Origin of the sequence: Geminicoccus roseus DSM 18922 (genome assembly GCF_000427665.1) — a bacterium.
In the GTDB taxonomy this organism is placed as follows: Bacteria; Pseudomonadota; Alphaproteobacteria; order Geminicoccales; family Geminicoccaceae; genus Geminicoccus; species Geminicoccus roseus.
On record NZ_KE386572.1, the window covers coordinates 2,181,318 to 2,198,127 of the forward strand.

The 16,810-nt window shown below is 69.2% G+C and carries 15 protein-coding genes; 9 read left to right on the forward strand and 6 right to left on the reverse strand.

Features of this window, described 5'->3' with window-relative positions; all coding sequences use genetic code 11:
• Positions 1–37 precede the first annotated feature (37 nt).
• Positions 38–1,222 carry a GAF domain-containing sensor histidine kinase gene (locus GEMRO_RS0111270; protein ID WP_027134066.1) on the reverse strand — a complete coding sequence of 395 codons (1,185 nt, stop codon included), beginning with the start codon at positions 1,220–1,222 and terminating at the stop codon, positions 38–40.
• Between the two features lie 90 nt (positions 1,223–1,312).
• Complete coding sequence (gene apbC / locus GEMRO_RS0111275) at positions 1,313–2,437, reverse strand: iron-sulfur cluster carrier protein ApbC (protein ID WP_027134067.1); 1,125 nt, start codon at positions 2,435–2,437, stop codon at positions 1,313–1,315.
• Between the two features lie 137 nt (positions 2,438–2,574).
• Here apbC and hflK point away from each other — a divergent pair, with 137 nt between their 5' ends.
• The 4 genes from hflK to GEMRO_RS0111295 all read left to right on the forward strand — a co-directional run bounded on the left by hflK (position 2,575) and on the right by GEMRO_RS0111295 (position 6,700).
• On the forward strand, positions 2,575–3,768 hold the full coding sequence (gene hflK / locus GEMRO_RS29110; protein ID WP_051329595.1) for an FtsH protease activity modulator HflK: 1,194 nt from the start codon (positions 2,575–2,577) through the stop codon (positions 3,766–3,768).
• Complete coding sequence (gene hflC, locus GEMRO_RS29115; protein WP_084506830.1) at positions 3,765–4,757, forward strand: protease modulator HflC; 993 nt, start codon at positions 3,765–3,767, stop codon at positions 4,755–4,757. The genes hflK and hflC overlap by 4 nt, the downstream gene beginning before the upstream one ends.
• Positions 4,758–4,811: 54 nt before the next feature.
• Positions 4,812–4,997, forward strand: a complete 186-nt coding sequence (locus tag GEMRO_RS0111290) for a DUF2065 domain-containing protein (RefSeq protein WP_027134068.1) — start codon at positions 4,812–4,814, stop codon at positions 4,995–4,997.
• 149 nt (positions 4,998–5,146) lie between these two features.
• Positions 5,147–6,700 carry a DegQ family serine endoprotease gene (locus GEMRO_RS0111295; RefSeq protein ID WP_027134069.1) on the forward strand — a complete coding sequence of 518 codons (1,554 nt, stop codon included), beginning with the start codon at positions 5,147–5,149 and terminating at the stop codon, positions 6,698–6,700.
• 60 nt (positions 6,701–6,760) lie between these two features.
• Here GEMRO_RS0111295 and serB read toward each other — a convergent pair whose 3' ends face one another.
• Positions 6,761–7,636: a phosphoserine phosphatase SerB gene (gene serB, locus GEMRO_RS0111300; protein WP_027134070.1), complete on the reverse strand. Its 876-nt coding sequence runs from the start codon at positions 7,634–7,636 to the stop codon at positions 6,761–6,763.
• A gap of 15 nt (positions 7,637–7,651) precedes the next feature.
• On the opposite strand from serB, the gene miaA reads away from it, so the two are divergent.
• From miaA to GEMRO_RS0111325, 5 genes are all read left to right on the forward strand, one after another.
• On the forward strand, positions 7,652–8,602 hold the full coding sequence (miaA, locus tag GEMRO_RS29120) for a tRNA (adenosine(37)-N6)-dimethylallyltransferase MiaA (protein WP_157505547.1): 951 nt from the start codon (positions 7,652–7,654) through the stop codon (positions 8,600–8,602).
• Positions 8,603–8,727: 125 nt separating this feature from the next.
• Positions 8,728–10,527, forward strand: coding sequence for an acetolactate synthase 3 large subunit (locus tag GEMRO_RS0111310; RefSeq protein WP_051328962.1), 1,800 nt, complete (start codon positions 8,728–8,730; stop codon positions 10,525–10,527).
• Between the two features lie 93 nt (positions 10,528–10,620).
• Complete coding sequence (gene ilvN, locus GEMRO_RS0111315) at positions 10,621–11,136, forward strand: acetolactate synthase small subunit (RefSeq protein WP_027134072.1); 516 nt, start codon at positions 10,621–10,623, stop codon at positions 11,134–11,136.
• A gap of 47 nt (positions 11,137–11,183) precedes the next feature.
• Complete coding sequence (gene ilvC, locus GEMRO_RS0111320) at positions 11,184–12,203, forward strand: ketol-acid reductoisomerase (RefSeq protein WP_027134073.1); 1,020 nt, start codon at positions 11,184–11,186, stop codon at positions 12,201–12,203.
• 400 nt (positions 12,204–12,603) lie between these two features.
• Positions 12,604–12,921: a hypothetical protein gene (locus tag GEMRO_RS0111325; RefSeq protein WP_027134074.1), complete on the forward strand. Its 318-nt coding sequence runs from the start codon at positions 12,604–12,606 to the stop codon at positions 12,919–12,921.
• A gap of 1,039 nt (positions 12,922–13,960) precedes the next feature.
• Here GEMRO_RS0111325 and GEMRO_RS0111330 read toward each other — a convergent pair.
• The 3 genes from GEMRO_RS0111330 to GEMRO_RS0111340 form a co-directional block, all read right to left on the reverse strand.
• Complete coding sequence (locus GEMRO_RS0111330) at positions 13,961–14,437, reverse strand: Hsp20 family protein (protein WP_027134075.1); 477 nt, start codon at positions 14,435–14,437, stop codon at positions 13,961–13,963.
• 132 nt (positions 14,438–14,569) lie between these two features.
• A complete protein-coding gene (locus GEMRO_RS29125) occupies positions 14,570–16,369 on the reverse strand; it encodes a Vgb family protein (protein WP_051328963.1) in 1,800 nt (599 codons plus the stop codon).
• A 60-nt stretch (positions 16,370–16,429) separates the two neighbouring features.
• On the reverse strand, positions 16,430–16,672 hold the full coding sequence (locus tag GEMRO_RS0111340) for a hypothetical protein (RefSeq protein ID WP_027134076.1): 243 nt from the start codon (positions 16,670–16,672) through the stop codon (positions 16,430–16,432).
• Positions 16,673–16,810: the final 138 nt, after the last annotated feature.

A 16,810-nucleotide genomic window follows, 5' to 3' on the forward strand; every position in this document is an offset into this window, starting at 1 on the left:
AAGGGGCGGGACCGTCGGTCGCCGCCCCTTCGCCGTTTCAGGAACATACGGGCGGCAGGGTCAGGGTGAACACCGTGCCGCCGGCCGGGGTGGAGGAGGCGGAGATTGCCCCGCCATGGGCGCGGGCGATCTCCGCGGCGATGTAGAGGCCCAGGCCCAGCCCCGCCTGGGCTGCGTCCGCGCTGCCCCGGCTGTAGGGCTGGAAGAGCTGCGCCATCCGTTCCGGCTCGATCAGCGGGCGCGGGTTGGCCACGCTCAGGGTGAAGCCGCCGGTCCCGCCCTGCGCCGTCACCGTGACCGGCAGCGCCGGGTCGCCATGGGTCAGCGCGTTGGCCAAGAGGTTGGAGAACAGCTGCCCGATCCGGCGCGGGTCGCAATGGACGCTGTCGGCCAGGTCGATCTGCACCTGGATGTCCCGCTCGGGATGGGAGCTCCGCAGTTCCGCGATGATCCGGGCGAGTTCCGCCGCCAGGTCGTCGACCCGGCGCGGCTCGACCGGGATGCCGCCGCCCAGGCGGCCGCGGGCGAAGTCCAGCACGTCGTCGATCAGCCCGGACATGCGCAGGCAGCTCTGCTCCATCTGCCGCAGGATGACGGGCAGGTCCGGCCGGTCTGGCTGGCGTTGCAGCAGGCGCAATCCGGACATGATCGAGAACAGCGGGTTGCGCAGGTCGTGGCCGAGCACGGCAATGAACTGCTCGCGCAGGTTGCCGGTCTCGACCTCGCTCTGCAGGGCGGTCTGGCTGGCGGCCAGCTGCTCCTCGATCTCGAGCTGCGCCGCGATCAGCTCGGCGTAGAGCTGGACCATCTCCAGGATCTTGCCGTCCCGCAGCCTGGCCGGCAGCGGGTCCAGGGCGCAGATCGTGCCGAACATCTCGCCGTTGCGACGGATGATCGGCACCGAGATGTAGCTCTCGAACCCGTAGATCCGCGGCGTGTGGTGGCCGCAGTAGAGGGAGTCGTCGCTGACCTGCTCGATCACGATCGGCGTGCGCGCCGAGCGGATCTCGTGGCAGAGCGTGGTGGTGACCTCCAGCTCGCCCCCCACCTTCAGGCCGAAGCCGACCTTGTCCAGGACCGCACAGGCGGTCCAGCTGTCGTCGGTGACCCTGGCCACGGCCGCAAAGCGCAGCCCGGTCATCGCCGACACGATCTCCAGGATCGACGGGACCGCGCTCAGCCGGCCGATCTTCGCGATGTCTGCGGCAATCGCGGAATTCATCCAGTCGTCCCTGCGTTGGGATCCGGGGGCCGGAAACGAAGATGATGCCGTTTGCTGGGAACGGGAAGGTCCCGCGCCGCCGGCGGCCTGCTACTGCCAGACGATCTTCGGGAACGGCCGGGCGGCGCCGGTGATCGCGTCCATCTGCCGGCGCACCTCGGCCGCCACCGAGCGGTACACCTCGGCATGGTGCGAGCCCGGGTCGGAGGCCACGATCGGCGCGCCGCCGTCCGAGGTCTCCCGGATCCGGATGTCCAGCGGCACCTCGCCCAAAAACGGCACGCCGTAGCTCTCCGCGCACTGCCTGGCGCCGCCATGGGCGAAGATGTCGGCGCGGTGCCCGCAGTTCGGGCAGCAGTAGTAGCTCATGTTCTCGACGATCCCCAGGATCGGGACGTCGACCTTGCGGAACATCTGGATCGCCTTGCGCGCATCGAGCAGGGCGATGTCCTGCGGCGTGCTGACGATCACCGCCCCGGTGAGCGGGACCTTCTGCGCCATGGTCAGCTGGGCGTCGCCGGTGCCGGGCGGCAGGTCGACCACCAGCACGTCGAGCTCCCCCCAGGCCACGTCGGTGAGCATCTGCTGGATGGCGCTCTGCACCATGGGGCCGCGCCAGATCATCGGCGTGTCCTCCTCCACCATGTAGCCCATCGACATGGTGGGGATGCCCCAGGCGCGCATCGGGTCGAGCTTCTTGCCGTCCGGGGTGCTGGGCTTGCCGGAGGCGCCCACCATCCGCGGGATCGAGGGGCCGTAGATGTCGGCGTCCAGGATGCCGACCCGCTGGCCGATCGCGGCCAGGCCCAGGGCCAGGTTGATGGCGGTGGTGGACTTGCCCACGCCCCCCTTGCCCGAGGCGACCGCGATGATGTTCCGCACCCCCGGCACCCCCTGCGGGGCCGGCTGGCCCTGCGGCCGAGTGGCGCGGTGGGTGTGATCCTGGGCGGGCGCTCCGCCGGCGCGGCGCTCGGCGGTGAGCACGGCGGTGGCCGAGGTCACCCCGGGCAGGGCGCGCACCGCGGCCTCGGCCGCGCGCCGCACCGGCTCCATCGCTTCCGCGCGGGACGGGTCGATCTCCATGGAGAAGCCGACATTGGCGCCCTTGATGACGATGCCGCCGATGATCCCGGATTCCGCCAGGTTCGTACCGCTGCCGGGCAGCTGCACTCCGGCGAGTGCGCCCAGAACCTGTTCCTTGCTCAAGTCAGCCATGTTGAACCCGCCTGTTGTCGGGGACATATAGCGGACACATGGCCCGACTTGGAGGGCGGACAGCGTCTGTCCGGTCTCGAGGAGAGGTTTTTCGACGATGATCCGGGACCTTGGTCCCTCCGACTAGGTGAGGCTTGATGCCCTGGAACCCCAACGGTGGTGGCGGATGGAACGGCGGTCAGGGCGGCGGTGGCCCCTGGGCACCCCGTCCGGGCGGCGGCGGCGGCTCGCAGCCGCCAGATTTGGAAGAGCTGATCCGCAAAAGCCAGGAACGGGTTCGTCAACTCTTTCCCGGGGGCGGCGGTTCCTCCTCGGGCGGCAAGATTCCGAACAAGACCGTGATCGCGGCGGTGGCCGGCCTGGCGCTCGGCGCCTGGCTGCTCAGCGGCTTCTACTTCGTGCAGCCGGAAGAGAAGGGCGTCGAGCTGGTGTTCGGCCGGCTGAGCGACGTCACCGATTCCGGCCTGAACTACAACTGGCCCTGGCCGGTCGGCCGGGTGCTCAAGCCGCAGGTCACCCGCGTCAACCGGGTCGAGGTCGGGTTCCGCTCGTCGGGCACGACCACCCAGGGCAGCCGGGTGAACGCGCGCGAGGTGCCTGAAGAGGCCCTGATGCTCACCGGCGACGAGAACATCGTCGACATCAATTTCGTGGTGTTCTGGCGGATCAGCGACCCGGCCCAGTTCCTGTTCAACATCCGCGACCCGGCCGAGACGGTGAAGGCGGCGGCGGAGAGCGCGGTGCGCGAGCTGGTCGGCCAGACCCCGATCCAGGAGGTCACCACCGAGGGCCGCCGCCAGATCGAGGATCGCGGCCGCGAGCTGATCCAGTCGCTGATGAACGAGTACGGCGCCGGCATCGTGATCGACGAGGTCCAGCTGCAGAAGGCCGACCCGCCGCAGGAGGTGATCGACGCGTTCCGCGACGTGCAGCGCGCCCAGGCCGACCGCGAGCGCGCCCAGAACGAGGCGGAAGCCTTCGCCAACGACATCATCCCGCGCGCCCGAGGCGAGGCCGAGCGGATCCTGCAGGAAGGCCAGGCCTACCAGCAAGAGCAGGTCGCCCGCGCCGAAGGCGAGGCCCAGCGCTTCCTGTCGGTGCTCGGGGAATATGCCAAGGCGCGCGACGTGACCCTGCAGCGCCTCTACATCGAAACCATGGAGGACGTCCTGAACGGCACCGACAAGGTCCTGATCGAGCAGGGTGGCGAGGGGCAGGGCGTGGTGCCCTACCTGCCGCTTCCGGAGCTGCAGCGGGGTAGCGGCCGGCCCGCCCCGGCCGAGGACACCACCTCCGTACCCAGCATTCCGTCGACCGGAGGCACCCAATGACCAGCCGCGCCGTCGCCGCCGCCGGAGCTGTCGCGGCCGTCGCCGTGATCGGCCTTTATTCCAGCCTGTTCACGGTCAACGAGGCGCAGCAGGCCCTGGTGGTCCGGTTCGGTGAGCCGGTCCGCGAGGTCCGGGATGCCGGCCTGCACTTCAAGGTGCCGTTCGTCGACAACGTGACCTATTTCGACAAGCGTGTGCTGGATTTCGACGCGATCTCGGTGGAGCTGATCCTGGGCGACCAGAAGCGGCTCGTGGTGGACGCGTTCGCCCGCTACCGGATCACCTCTCCGACCCGCTTCCGCCAGTCGGTGGGCGACGAGGAGGCGTTCCGCAGCCGGCTGGGGCCGATCCTGTCCTCGAACCTGCGTGGCGTTCTGGGCGAGGTCGGGCTGATCCAGGTGCTCAGCACCGAGCGGACCGACCTGATGCAGCGCATCCGCACCCAGACCAACCGGTCGATGCAGGGGTTCGGCGTCGAGCTGGTCGACCTGCGCATCAAGCGCGCCGACCTGCCGGAGCAGAACAACCAGGCGATCTACCAGCGGATGCAGACCGAGCGGCAGCGCGAGGCCAACGAGCTGCGCGCGCAGGGCGCCGAGATCGGCCAGCGGATCCGCTCGCGCGCCGATCGCGAGCGGCGCGTGCTGATCGCCGACGCCCGGCGCCAGGCCGACATCTTCCGCGGCCAGGGCGATGCCGAGGCCACCCGGATCTTCGGCGAGGCCTATGGCCAGGACCAGAACTTCTACCAGTTCTACCGGTCGATGGAGGCCTATCGCCAGGCGCTGGCCGACGGGAAGACCAACCTGGTGATCTCGCCGGACAGCGAGTTCTTCCGCTACTTCATGCAGCCGGACCTCTCGCCCGACCGGACGGCCGGCGAGGCGTCGCCGGGCGGCGCCGCCGAGACCAGCTCGGCCGCGCCGGACGAGGCCGAGGACGGCGCCACGGTCGGCTCCCTGACACCCGAACCCCAGGCACAACCCTGAGGTCCGCAGGCGGGCGGGGTTCGCCCCCCGCCCGCTTCGTGAGGGTGACGAGCGATGATGAATTTTTGGCAGACACTGGCGCTGGTGCTGGTGGTGGAGGGCGTGGTCTGGGCTCTCTTTCCGACCGCCATGCGCCGGCTGGCCGCCCGCGCCGCCGAAACCGAGGAAGGTGCCCTGCGCTATGGCGGGCTGGCCTTCGCGGTGACCGGCGTGGTGGTGGTCTGGTTGCTGCGCGGTTGATCGGGCCGCAGCTGATTGCGCGCCCTGCTCTGGCCCTGGGATCGGCCAGGGTCTAGATTGTCGAGGTCGAGACTCTGCTCGGTTCAGCGAGGTCATCCTGCGGCGAGGGCGCCATGGAGGCCGACGGCCGTGCCAACGGGATGTTGGGTATGATCGTTCGAAAGCTTTCTCCGGTTCCGCCGAAGCCCGTGGGCATCCTTTCGGCGCTGGCCGTCTTGCTTCTTGGCGGCAGCATCGCCGCCGGCCCGCTCCAGGCCCAGGAGGCGGAACCCCTGGGCGAGAAGGTGACGCCTGGGCAGGACTTCGCGCCGCCGAGCTTCGCGCCCCTGGTCGAGAAGGTCGCGCCCGCGGTGGTCAACATCTCGACCAGCAAGGAGGTGGCGGCGCGCGACCAGCAGGCGATGCCGATGCCGCAGTTCCCGCCGGGCTCGCCGTTCGAGGAGTTCTTCAAGGAATTCTTCGACCAGAACCGGCCCGACCGGCCGCAGCAGCCGCAGCAGCAGCGCCGCGCTTTCTCCTTGGGCTCCGGCTTCATCGTGGATCCCAGCGGCTACGTGGTGACCAACAACCACGTCATCGCCGATTCCGACGAGATCAAGGTCATCCTGAACGACGACAGCGAGTATGTCGCCGAGATGATCGGCACCGACAGCAAGACCGACCTGGCGCTGCTCAAGATCGAGCGCGACGAGCCGTTCCCGTTCGTGGAGCTGGGCGACAGCGACCAGATCCGGGTGGGCGACTGGATGCTGGCGATCGGCAACCCGTTCGGCCTGGGCTCCACCGTTACCACCGGGGTGGTCTCGGCGCGCAACCGCGACATCAATGCCGGCCCCTATGACGACTTCATCCAGGTCGACGCCGCGATCAACCGCGGTAATTCCGGCGGGCCGTCCTTCGCCATGGACGGCACGGTGCTGGGCATCAACACCGCGATCTTCTCGCCATCCGGCGGCAATGTCGGCATCGGCTTCGCCATCCCGGCCAACATCGCCAAGCCGATCATCGAGAGCCTGAAGACCACCGGCCGGGTGGCGCGCGGCTGGCTGGGCGTGCGCATCCAGAACGTCACCCAGGAGATCGCCGAGGGGCTGGGCCTGGAGGAGGGCCGCGGCGCCCTGGTCGCCAGCACCCAGGAAGGCGGCCCGGCGCTGGCCGCCGGCATCCAGCCGGGCGACGTGATCCTGGAGTTCGACCACAAGCAGATCGACAAGATGCGCTCGCTCCCGCGCATCGTGGCCGAGACCGCGGTCAACAAGGAGGTCGAGGTCCTGATCTGGCGCAAGGGCGAGCGCCAGACCGTCAAGGTCACGCTGGGCGAGCTGCCGGACGACGAGGCCCAGGCCGAGGAGACCAGCACCGGCCAGGACGAGCCCCAGGCCAGCCCGGACGCGGTGGTGTCGGTGGATGCGTTGGGCATGAAGGTCCAGGAGCTCACCGAGGAGAGCCGCGGCCAGTACCAGCTGGGCGACGAAGCCACCAAGGGCGTGGTGATCACCGAGGTCGCCCCGAACAGCGCTGCCGCCGAGGAGGCCCTGCAGGCCGGCGACATCGTGCTCGAGGCCGGCCAGGACCCGGTCGACACCCCGCAGGCCCTGCTCGACAAGGTCGAGGAGGCGCGCTCGGCCGGCAAGAAGAACATCCTGCTGATGGTGGAGCGCCAGGGCGACCTGCGCTTCGTGGCGCTGCGCCTGGCCAGCTGATCGCGGCGTGCCGCCTGGGCTTGGGCCCGCCGGCCGGGAAGCATCCCGGCCGGCGGGGCCTCAGCTCAGGAACTCGCTTTTCGGGTAGCCCTGGATGAAGAGCAGCGCGGTCAAGTCGCCGTGCCGCACCACCACCCGGGCCGCCTGGGCGACCTTGGCATGCGGCCGGAACCCGACGCCCAGCCCGGCGGCCTGGATCATCGGGATGTCGTTGGCGCCATCCCCTGCGGCCAGCACGTCGGCATGGCTCAGGTCGAACCGCTCCACGAACTCGTCCAGCGCCCGCAGCTTGGCGTCGGCGTCCAGGAGCGGGGGCAGGAGCCTCCCGGTCAGGCGCTGGCCGACGATCTCCAGCTCGTTGGCGCGGTGCTCCTCGAACCCGGCCCTGGCCGCCACCGGGGCGGTGAAGCGGGTGAAGCCGCCAGAGACCAGCGCCGTGTGCGCACCGTTCTCGCGCATGGTGCGCACCAGCGTGGCGGCCCCTGGCGTCAGCTCGATCCGCTCGGCCAGCAGCCGGTCGATCACGCTCTCCTCCAGCCCGGCCAGGAGCTTGACCCGGGCGGTCACCGAGGCCGCGAAGTCCAGCTCGCCGTTCATGGTCCGCTGGGTGATCTCCGCCACCTCCGCCCGGATGCCCACGACCTCGGCCAGCTCGTCGATGCACTCGGTGGTGATGATCGTGCTGTCCATGTCGCAGAGCAGGATCTGCTTGCGCCGGTTCTCCGACGGCGTCACCGCCAGGTCGATCGGCCGCTCGCCCACCAGGTCGGCCAGCGCCCGGCGCATCTCCGGCGTCACTTCCGGCACCTCGAAGGCCACCGCCTCGTGGTCCGACAGGACGAGCGGCTCGGCGCGCAGCACCCGCCCGGCCTCCGCCACCAGGGCGGGAACCAGGGCCAGCGCCTCCGGATCGCTCACCAGCGTGACCACGGTCATGAAGTCCCTCCCTGAATGCTGCACTGCAATATGAACCGGCCGGTGATCGTGATAGGCGGCCCGACCGCGAGCGGCAAGTCGGCGCTGGCGATGGCGGCGGCCAGTGCTTTGGGCGGCATCGTGGTGAATGCCGACTCGATGCAGCTCTACCGCGACCTGCCGGTGCTGACCGCCAGGCCCGTCCCCGCCGAGGAGGCGGCGGTGCCCCATGCCCTGTACGGGATCTGGGACGCGGCGGAGCAGGGCTCGGCCGGGCGCTGGCTGGCCCTTCTCGAACCTTTGCTGAAACGCGACGTTCCCCTGGTGCTGGTGGGCGGCACCGGCCTCTACCTGGACGCGCTGCTGCACGGGATCGCCCCGGTCCCGGTGATCCGGCCAGAAATCCGGGAGGAGGTCCGGGCGCTGCCGCCGGACGACCTCCATCCGCTGCTGGCCCGAGAGGACCCGGAGATGGCTGCCCGGCTGCGCCCGAGCGATCCGCAGCGGCTGATGCGCGCCCTCGAGGTGGTCCGCTCCACCGGCCGCTCCCTTTCTTTCTGGCAGGACCAGCCAAGGGTCCGCCCGGATCTCGGGCCGCTCGCACCGCTGGGGATCGCGCTGGTGCCGCCAAGGGCCGCCCTGGTCGCCCGGATAGAGCGGCGGCTGGCCGCCATGGCCGCTGCCGGCGCCTTTGATGAGCTGGCGAGCTTCCGGGCACGGCCGGGCACCGAGCGGTCGCCGCTGCTCAAGGCGGTGGGGGTGCCGGAACTGGCCCGCCACCTGGACGGCTTGGCCGATGCCGACACCGCCCTGGCCGACGCCGCGATCGCCACCCGGCGCTATGCCAAGCGTCAGGTGACCTTTTTGCGCCATCGGCTGAGCCAGCTTCAGCCAATCGCGGGTTTCGGCGACGATCCCGCCGTCCGCGAGGCGGTCCTGGACCAAATCCTGGCCGCCACGGCGGGAATCCCGTCCCGCTCGCGTTGACGCTGCCCTGTCACGAAGCTAGCTTGCCGCGCCCTTTGAAAAAGAGGGCGGGGCTAACGCTTTGCCCGAAGGGCCACCCTGAAAACCGCATCCCGGGCCATTTCACGCCCGGCGGAGTTCGACCGATGACCGACACCACCAAGCTTGCGACCGCAACGGCCGCCTCGCGCCCGATGACGGGTGCCGAGGTAGTGCTCGCGGCCCTCGTAGAGCAGGGTGTAGAGGTCATTTTCGGCTACCCCGGCGGGGCCGTGCTTCCCCTCTACGACGCGATCTTCAAGCAGGGGAAGATCCGCCACGTGCTGGTGCGCCACGAGCAGGCCGCCGTGCACGCCGCCGAAGGCTATGCCCGCTCGACCGGCAAGGTCGGCGTGGTGCTGGTGACCTCCGGGCCCGGCGCCACCAACACGGTGACCGGCCTGACCGACGCGCTCATGGACTCGGTGCCGATCGTCTGCCTGACCGGCCAGGTGCCGACCCACATGATCGGCAACGACGCCTTCCAGGAGGCCGACACGGTCGGCATCACCCGGCCCTGCACCAAGCACAACTACCTGGTGAAGGACGTCGAGGAGCTGGCCCCGGCCATCCACGAGGCGTTCCACGTCGCCCGCTCCGGCCGGCCGGGCCCCGTGGTGGTCGACCTGCCCAAGAACATCCAGATGGGCCAGGCGCCCTATCGCTCCATGGCGGAATCGCGGATCCGCGGCCGGGTGGAGGTGCGCGACCCCTCGATGGACCGGATCGAGCAGGCGGTGGACCTGCTCCGGCGCGCCGAGCGGCCGATCTTCTATGTCGGCGGCGGCGTGGTGAATTCCGGCGTGGAAGCCTGCGCCGAGCTGACCCGGCTGGTCCAGGCGACCGGCTACCCGGTCACCCTGACCCTGATGGGCCTCGGCGCCTATCCGGCCTCGGACAAGCAGTTCGTCGGCATGCTCGGCATGCACGGCACCTACGAAGCCAACATGGCGATGCACGACTGCGACGTGATGGTCTGCATCGGCGCCCGCTTCGACGACCGGATCACCGGGATCACCTCGAAGTTCTCGCCGCACTCCAAGAAGATCCACGTCGACATCGACCCGTCCTCGATCAACAAGAACATCGCGGTGGACGTGCCGATCGTGGGCGACGCGCTGCCGACCCTGCGCGCCATGCTGGATGCCTGGAACCGGCGCGACAACGAGCCGTCGGGCAACGAGCGCACGGCCGGCTGGTGGAGCCAGATCGAGGAGTGGCGCGCCAAGAACTCGCTGGGCTTCCGCGCCAGCTCGTCGATCATCAAGCCGCAATACGCGATCCAGCGCCTCTACGAGTTGACCCGCGACCAGGACGTCTACATCACCACCGATGTCGGCCAGCACCAGATGTGGGCGGCCCAGCACTTCAAGTTCGAGAAGCCCCTGCGCTGGATGACCTCGGGCGGCCTTGGCACCATGGGCTACGGCTTCCCGGCGGCGATCGGCACCCAGATCGCCCATCCGGACTCGCTGGTGGTCTGCGTGTCCGGCGACGCCTCCTGGCTGATGAACATGCAGGAGATGTCGACCGCCATCCAGTACCGCCTGCCGGTGAAGTCGTTCATCCTGAACAACAGCTACATGGGCATGGTCCGGCAGTGGCAGGACTTCTTCCACGGCAATCGCCATGCCGAGAGCTACATGGACAGCCTGCCGGACTTCGTGAAGCTGGCCGAGGCGTTCGGCGCGGTCGGCCTGCGCTGCTCGGATCCCGCTGACCTCGACGACGTCATCCGGGAAATGCTGAAGACCGACAAGCCGGTGATCGTCGACTGCATCACCGACCGGGCCGAGAACGTCTATCCGATGATCCCGGGCGGTGCCGCCCATAACGAGATCCAGCTGGCCCCGGACGACGACTGGGGTCCGGTGAAAGGCTCCGAAGACGGCATGGTACTCGTCTGAGCCTAGCCGAGCGTCGCTCGATCTCGCCGCGGCCGGCGCCCTCGGGGTGCCGGCCGCCACCGCACATACAAGGTAACGGGGATACCCCCGCAGATGTCGATCCCTGAAGAACGCCACACGATCGTGGTGCTGGTGGACAACGAACCGGGCGTGCTGGCCCGGGTCATCGGCCTGTTCTCCGGCCGAGGCTACAACATCGAGAGCCTGACGGTCGCCGAAGTCGACAAGGCGCGCGGCCTGTCGCGCATCAACATCGTCACGACCGGCACGCCGCTCGTGATCGAGCAGATCCAGAACCTGCTGGCCCGGCTGGTGCCGGTTCACAAGGTGCAGGACCTGACGGTCGAGGGTCCGCATGTCGAGCGCGAGCTGGCGCTGATCAAGATCAGCGGCGACCGCGAGCGGCTGATCGGCGCTTTGCGCATCGCCGACTTCATGCATGCCCGGCTGGTCGACAGCACCCCGGACACCTTCGTGTTCGAGTTCACCGGCACCTCCGACGAGGTGGACAGCTTCATCTCGCTGGTGGAGCCGGCCGAGGTGAGCCGGGCCGGGGTGGTCGCCATCGCCCGTGGCGCCAGCATGCTGCAGAGCGACCGCAGCGACTGATCCTGAACTTTTCTGTTTTGTACTTGTCGAGCCGGGAGGGGCGAAACATGCGCGTCTATTACGATCGGGACGCCGATCTCAACCTGATCAAGTCCAAGAAGGTGGCCGTGATCGGCTACGGCAGCCAGGGCTTCGGTCATTCCAACAACCTGAAGGACAGCGGCGTCGCCGAGGTCGTGGTCGGCCTGCGCGAGAACTCGCCCACCCGCAAGAAGGTCGAGGCCGCTGGTCTGAAGGCGATGACGCCCTCCGAGGCCGCCAAGTGGGCCGACGTCGTCATGGTCCTGGTGCCTGACGAGCTGCAGGCCGATCTTTGGGCCGACGAGCTGGCCGCCAACATGAAGCAGGGCGCCGCCCTGATGTTCGCGCATGGCCTGAACATCCACTTCAAGCTGATCGAGGCCCGCCCCGACCTCGACGTGCTGATGGTGGCGCCGAAGGGCCCCGGCCACCTGGTCCGCGCCGAGTACACCAAGGGCGGCGGCGTGCCCTGCCTGATCGCGGTCCACCAGGATCCCTCCGGCGGCGCGCTCGACCTGGGCCTGTCCTATGCCGCGGCGATCGGCGGCGGCCGCGCCGGCGTCATCGAGACCAGCTTCAAGGAAGAGGTCGAGACCGACCTGTTCGGCGAGCAGGTCGTGCTGTGCGGCGGCATGTGCGCCCTGATCAAGGCCGGCTACGAGACCCTGGTCGAGGCCGGCTACGCGCCGGAGATGGCCTATTTCGAGTGCCTGCATGAAGTGAAGCTGATCGTGGACCTGATCTACGAAGGCGGCCTCGCCAACATGCGCTACTCGATCTCGAACACCGCCGAGTACGGCGACTACATGACCGGCCCGCGGATCATCACCGACGAGACCAAGGCCGAGATGAAGCGCGTCCTGGCCGACATCCAGGAAGGCCGCTTCGTGCGCGACTGGGTGCTGGAGAACAAGGCCAGCCAGGCCAGCTTCAAGGCGATCCGCGCCAAGGAAGCCGCCCACCCCGTCGAGCAGGTCGGCGAGAAGCTGCGCGCGATGATGCCGTGGATCGGCAACAACAAGCTGGTCGACAGCGCGAAGAACTGAGCGGTTCTTCGGAACGGAAGCGGCCCCGGGCAATCCCGGGGCCGTTTTTGTTTGGGGTCATGCCGGCTTCGCGGATGGTTGTACTTCCTGGCCGAAGGGCCGGCAGCCAAGCCGGTTCAACATGCGGGGACGGATATTCAGGCAATATATCAACACCGGAAACTGGTATTTTTAACGTTTGTTTGAGCGCCTGATTTTTCTTGGGACTCGTCTGCCTGTTCTCTGGTTAATGCCGTCGATCTTATGCCAGCCGGAAGCACGGTGCTCCGGCGTCAAGGCTGCGACGGTGCCTCCTGGGCCTTTGTTCCCAGGGCCGGGAGGGCGCCTTCATGTCGTTTCGCGCTAGTCCGGCGCGACTGGGCATGCAGAATCCCGCGCAGGCAATCGTTGGGGAGGAGCAATGGCGGACCGGGAACTCGAACAGCTCGACCGCCAGCTGCGGCGGATCGAGAAGGAGCTGCCCGTCCGTGCCGCCCGGACGCTGCAATGGCTGCGCGAGCCCTCGTCACGCTGGATCAGGATTCCGGTCGGCGTCCTCGCGGTGATCGGCGGCCTGCTCAGCTTCCTGCCGATCCTGGGCCTGTGGATGCTGCCCCTGGGCCTGCTGCTGCTCGCCCAGGACGTCCCGCCCCTGCGCCGCCCGACCCGCCGCGCCCTGATCCGCATCGAGCAATGGTGGGTCCGCCGCAAGCGTAAGCGTCGCCTCGCCACCCGCTGAGCAGCTTGATAGGACTATAAGCCGATAACTGCTATGCTGGCCGCCGCCGCCCCCTATCCGGTGGAAGACCAGCCATGCCTCAAGCGAGCGCCACGGTCCCGGCCCGCATCTTCCGCCCTGCGCCAGATCCATGTCGCTGCCGTTGGCCGGGCAAATCCTCCCATCGCCCAAACGAACCCGAGCGCGCGAACCGGGCCGCTCCGGCCCGAAGCCTCGCCACGTGCATGCCCGGCGGATTTGCACGAACGAACCCGAGACACCGGCTGCGAAACGAACCCGAGCGCGGGGACGATCCCGGCCCTGGCGCGCTTTGGCTCCTCATCCGCTCGAGCACTCGCCACCGACATGCCGGCGGATTTGCACGAGCGAACCCGAGAGGTCGGCTGCGAAACGAACCCGAGCGCGGGGACGATCCCGGCCCTGGCGCGCTTTGGCTCCTCATCCGCCCGAGCACTTGCCACCGACATGCCGACGGATTTGCACGAACGAACCCGAGACACCGGCTGCGAAACGAACCCGAGCACGGGGACGATGCCGGGCCCAGCCCGCTCCAGCTCCTCATCCGCCCGAGGCCCCGCCACGGACATGCCCGACGGATTTGCACAAACGAACCCGAGCGCAGGGACGTTGCCGGCCCTGGCCTACTCCGGTCCAAGCTCACCACGGGCATGTCCGGCGGATTTACACGAACAAATCCGAGACACCGGCTGCGCGACGAGCCCGAGCCTGGGGATACCGGTCAGATGATGCTCCCGAGGCCGGCCCGGGATCCTGTTCCATGCCGCAGGGCGCGCTTTGCACGAACGAACCTGAGGATGGCGGGAACCGGGGCCAGGCCCTGTTCCCCTGGCCGCTGCCGGCCGCGATCCGCGCCACTCCTCATCAGGGATTTCCACGAACGAACCCGAGCCGTCCCGCGAGGACCGGCCGCGCGGCCCGCTCCATGCGAAAAGGGAGCCGGTCGCTGCCCCGACCGGCTCCCTTCGTCATGATGGACCGGATGCAGCCGCTCGTGCGGCGGCTGCCCCGTCGGCCGTGCTTACGCGGCGGCCTTGTTGTCCTGCTGCTCGATCACCTTCGGCTGCGCGGTCTTCTCGGCGCCGATCGAGATCTTCTTCGGCTGCAGGGCCTCGGGCACCTCGCGCTTCAGCTGTACGTCGAGCAGGCCGTTGACCAGGTTGGCGCTGACCACCTGGACGTGGTCGGCCAGCTGGAAGCGGTGCTCGAAGGCGCGCTGGGCGATGCCGCGATAAAGATACTCGACGCCCTGCTCGGGGCGGGAGATCTGGCCCTTCACGATCAGCTGGTTCTCGTGGACGGTGATGTCGACATCCTCAGGCCCGAACCCGGCGACCGCCAGGGTCACCCGGTAGGTGTCCTTGCCGTTCTTCACGATATTATAGGGCGGATAGGTCTGCTCGCGGGCAGCTTCACCGAAGGCAGTCTCGAACAGCTTGTCGAAGCGGTCGAAGCCGACGGAAGCGCGGAGCAGGGGGGAGAGGTCGAAGTTACGCATGGAAGTCCTCCATTGAGCGACTTGGCAAGGGCTGTGCGCGAATGCCCCGACCGGAGCCCTTCGCTTCCAACCCACTCGCCGGGCCCATCGTGGCACCCGACGAATTCTCAAATGGGAATCGCCCAAACAGCGTCAAGAGGGTTTCCGGCCAAATTTTTGATGGCGCGCGCCTGGCCGGAACAGCCGGTAGGGCAGGCTGTCCGGCGGCTCCGGCGGGCCGATCAGCGGCGCCTTGAGCGGGGTGGCGAGCCCCACAAAGATCATGATGGCGTCGCCGCCCGGATTGTTCGGCAGGGCGGCGATCTTCCAGTTGTTGGCGGCCCAGACATTGCCCGACGGATCGACCGCCACCGCGGTGATCCGGGTCAGGCCCCGGTTGGTGTAGCCCGTTTTTGGCGAGATCGGGTCGCCGGTGCGCAGGCCGGGCGGGCACGCGGCGACGTTGGTGCCGCAGAACTGGCTGATGCGGACCTCGGCGCTGCCGCCCTCGGCCAGGCCGCTGCCGAAATTGGCGACCCAGACCTGGTCGGCACCGTCCACGGTGATCCCCCACGGGATCGCGATGCCGCCGCCGGTGAAGGGGGCGCCGCGGGCGATGGCGCCGTTGGCGCCGATCAGGGTGATCGAGCCGCCGAACTCCGACCCCGGGGCCTTGCCGCCGTCCGGGCAGGGCACGTCGACCACCCCGGAATTGGCGACCCACATGTTGCCCCGGCTGTCCCCGGCGATGCCCATCGGCCGGTCGAAGGCATCGCCGTCGATCGTCCAGACCCGGCGCCGGCCGATCACCGCCACCGAGCTGCTGTCGTTGCCGGTGACCCAGGCCTGGCCCCGCGGATCGATCGCGATGTCGAACGGCTTGCCCAGGCCCAGCCGGGCCCTGCCGATGTTGCGCGCCCGGCGCGGGTCGCCGCCCGGGTAGAGGGTGACGCTGTCGTTGCCGCAATTGGCGATCCAGATGTTGCCGTCACGGTCCGAGACCGTGCCCTGCGGCCAGGAGATCCTGCCGGCGGTGTAGCCGGTGATGTCCGGGGAGAGCGCGTTGCCCTGCGCGTCGAACAGAGAAACGCTGTTGTGCGGCGCGGCGGCGGGCGTCTTCGAGCAGGCATCGGACTCGAAGCCGAAATTGCCGAGCCAGATCCGCCCGGCCGGGTCGCTGGTGATGCCGTAGCCGACCCCGGAGACGCCGCCACCGGCATAGGGCGCGCCCGGATAGAGCCGCCCGGTCGGGGTGAAGCGGTACACGGTCTGGCCGGCGCAGACCTGGTCGGTGGCGCCGCCCGGCGTGTAGTTGTTGGCGACCCAGGCGGTCCCTTGCGCGTCGAACGCGAAGTTGCCCGGCCCGTTGATGTTGCCGTCGCCCTGGAACTTCAGGGCGATCGTCCAGGCATTGGGCGGGGTGGCCAGGGCCGGGGTGTAGGTGGCGGGACGCAGGGTCGCGACCCGGTAGAGTTCGTCCACATGGCGCCAGGGATTGCGGGCGATCGCCGCGATGGCGTGCAGCGTGCCCAGGGGGAGGCGGTCGAGCCGGCCGCGCGCCGCGTCGAGCAGCCCGAAGCAGGTCGGCCGCGCCGCGATGCAGTTCGCCACCATGTTGGCCAGGCTGTTGAACGTCGCCAGGGTCTCGGTCGCGTCGCCGTTGGGTGGCTTCGCCAGCACCGGCGCGACCTCGCCGCTCTGCCGGTCGACCATGTTGCCGACCATGGCGGCGGCGTTGCGCACCCCCACCGTGTTGCCCGCGACCGTGCGGCCTTCAAGGAACTGGGCGAGCGCGAAGCCGGTCGCGACCGTGCTGCGTTCGTTGACCACGACCTTGCGCGGCAGGACCGCATTGTCCGGCTCGCCCGGTGCTACGCCGCGCAGCACCGTCGCCAGCTCGGCTGGTCCATGCCGCGCCACCAGGTAGAGCACGCTGTCGGGATCGGCCGGCACCGGGAAGCGCAGGGCGAACCGGCCGTTCGGACCGGTGAAGGTGCGCCCGATCGCCTGGGCCTAGCCGGTTTCCCAGCCATGTCTGCGGAAGGCCGTCGGACCGGCGGGCGCCGTCCGGTAGAGGGTCACCGCATAGCCGCCGAGCCCCTGGCCCTTGGTCCGGACGACGCCCTCCACCGAGGCGAGATGCCTGCCCGCCCGGTCCGCCTGGGCGGGCAGGGCCGTCATCGTCAGCGCCAGCCAGCAGGCAAGCCCCAGGAGCCAGCGTGGCCAGGAAGGCGTGCTAGCCATGTGCATGTACATGGTGTCAGTCCTTCGGGATCGTCGGCGGCAAGGCCGCGGCCATCGGCGGCGAGGCCTGCCGGACGGATGGGACGATGGGGGACCGCCTTGAGCCTGATGACAAAGGGCCAAGGCCCCGGGCGGGTCCGTCCTTGGCAT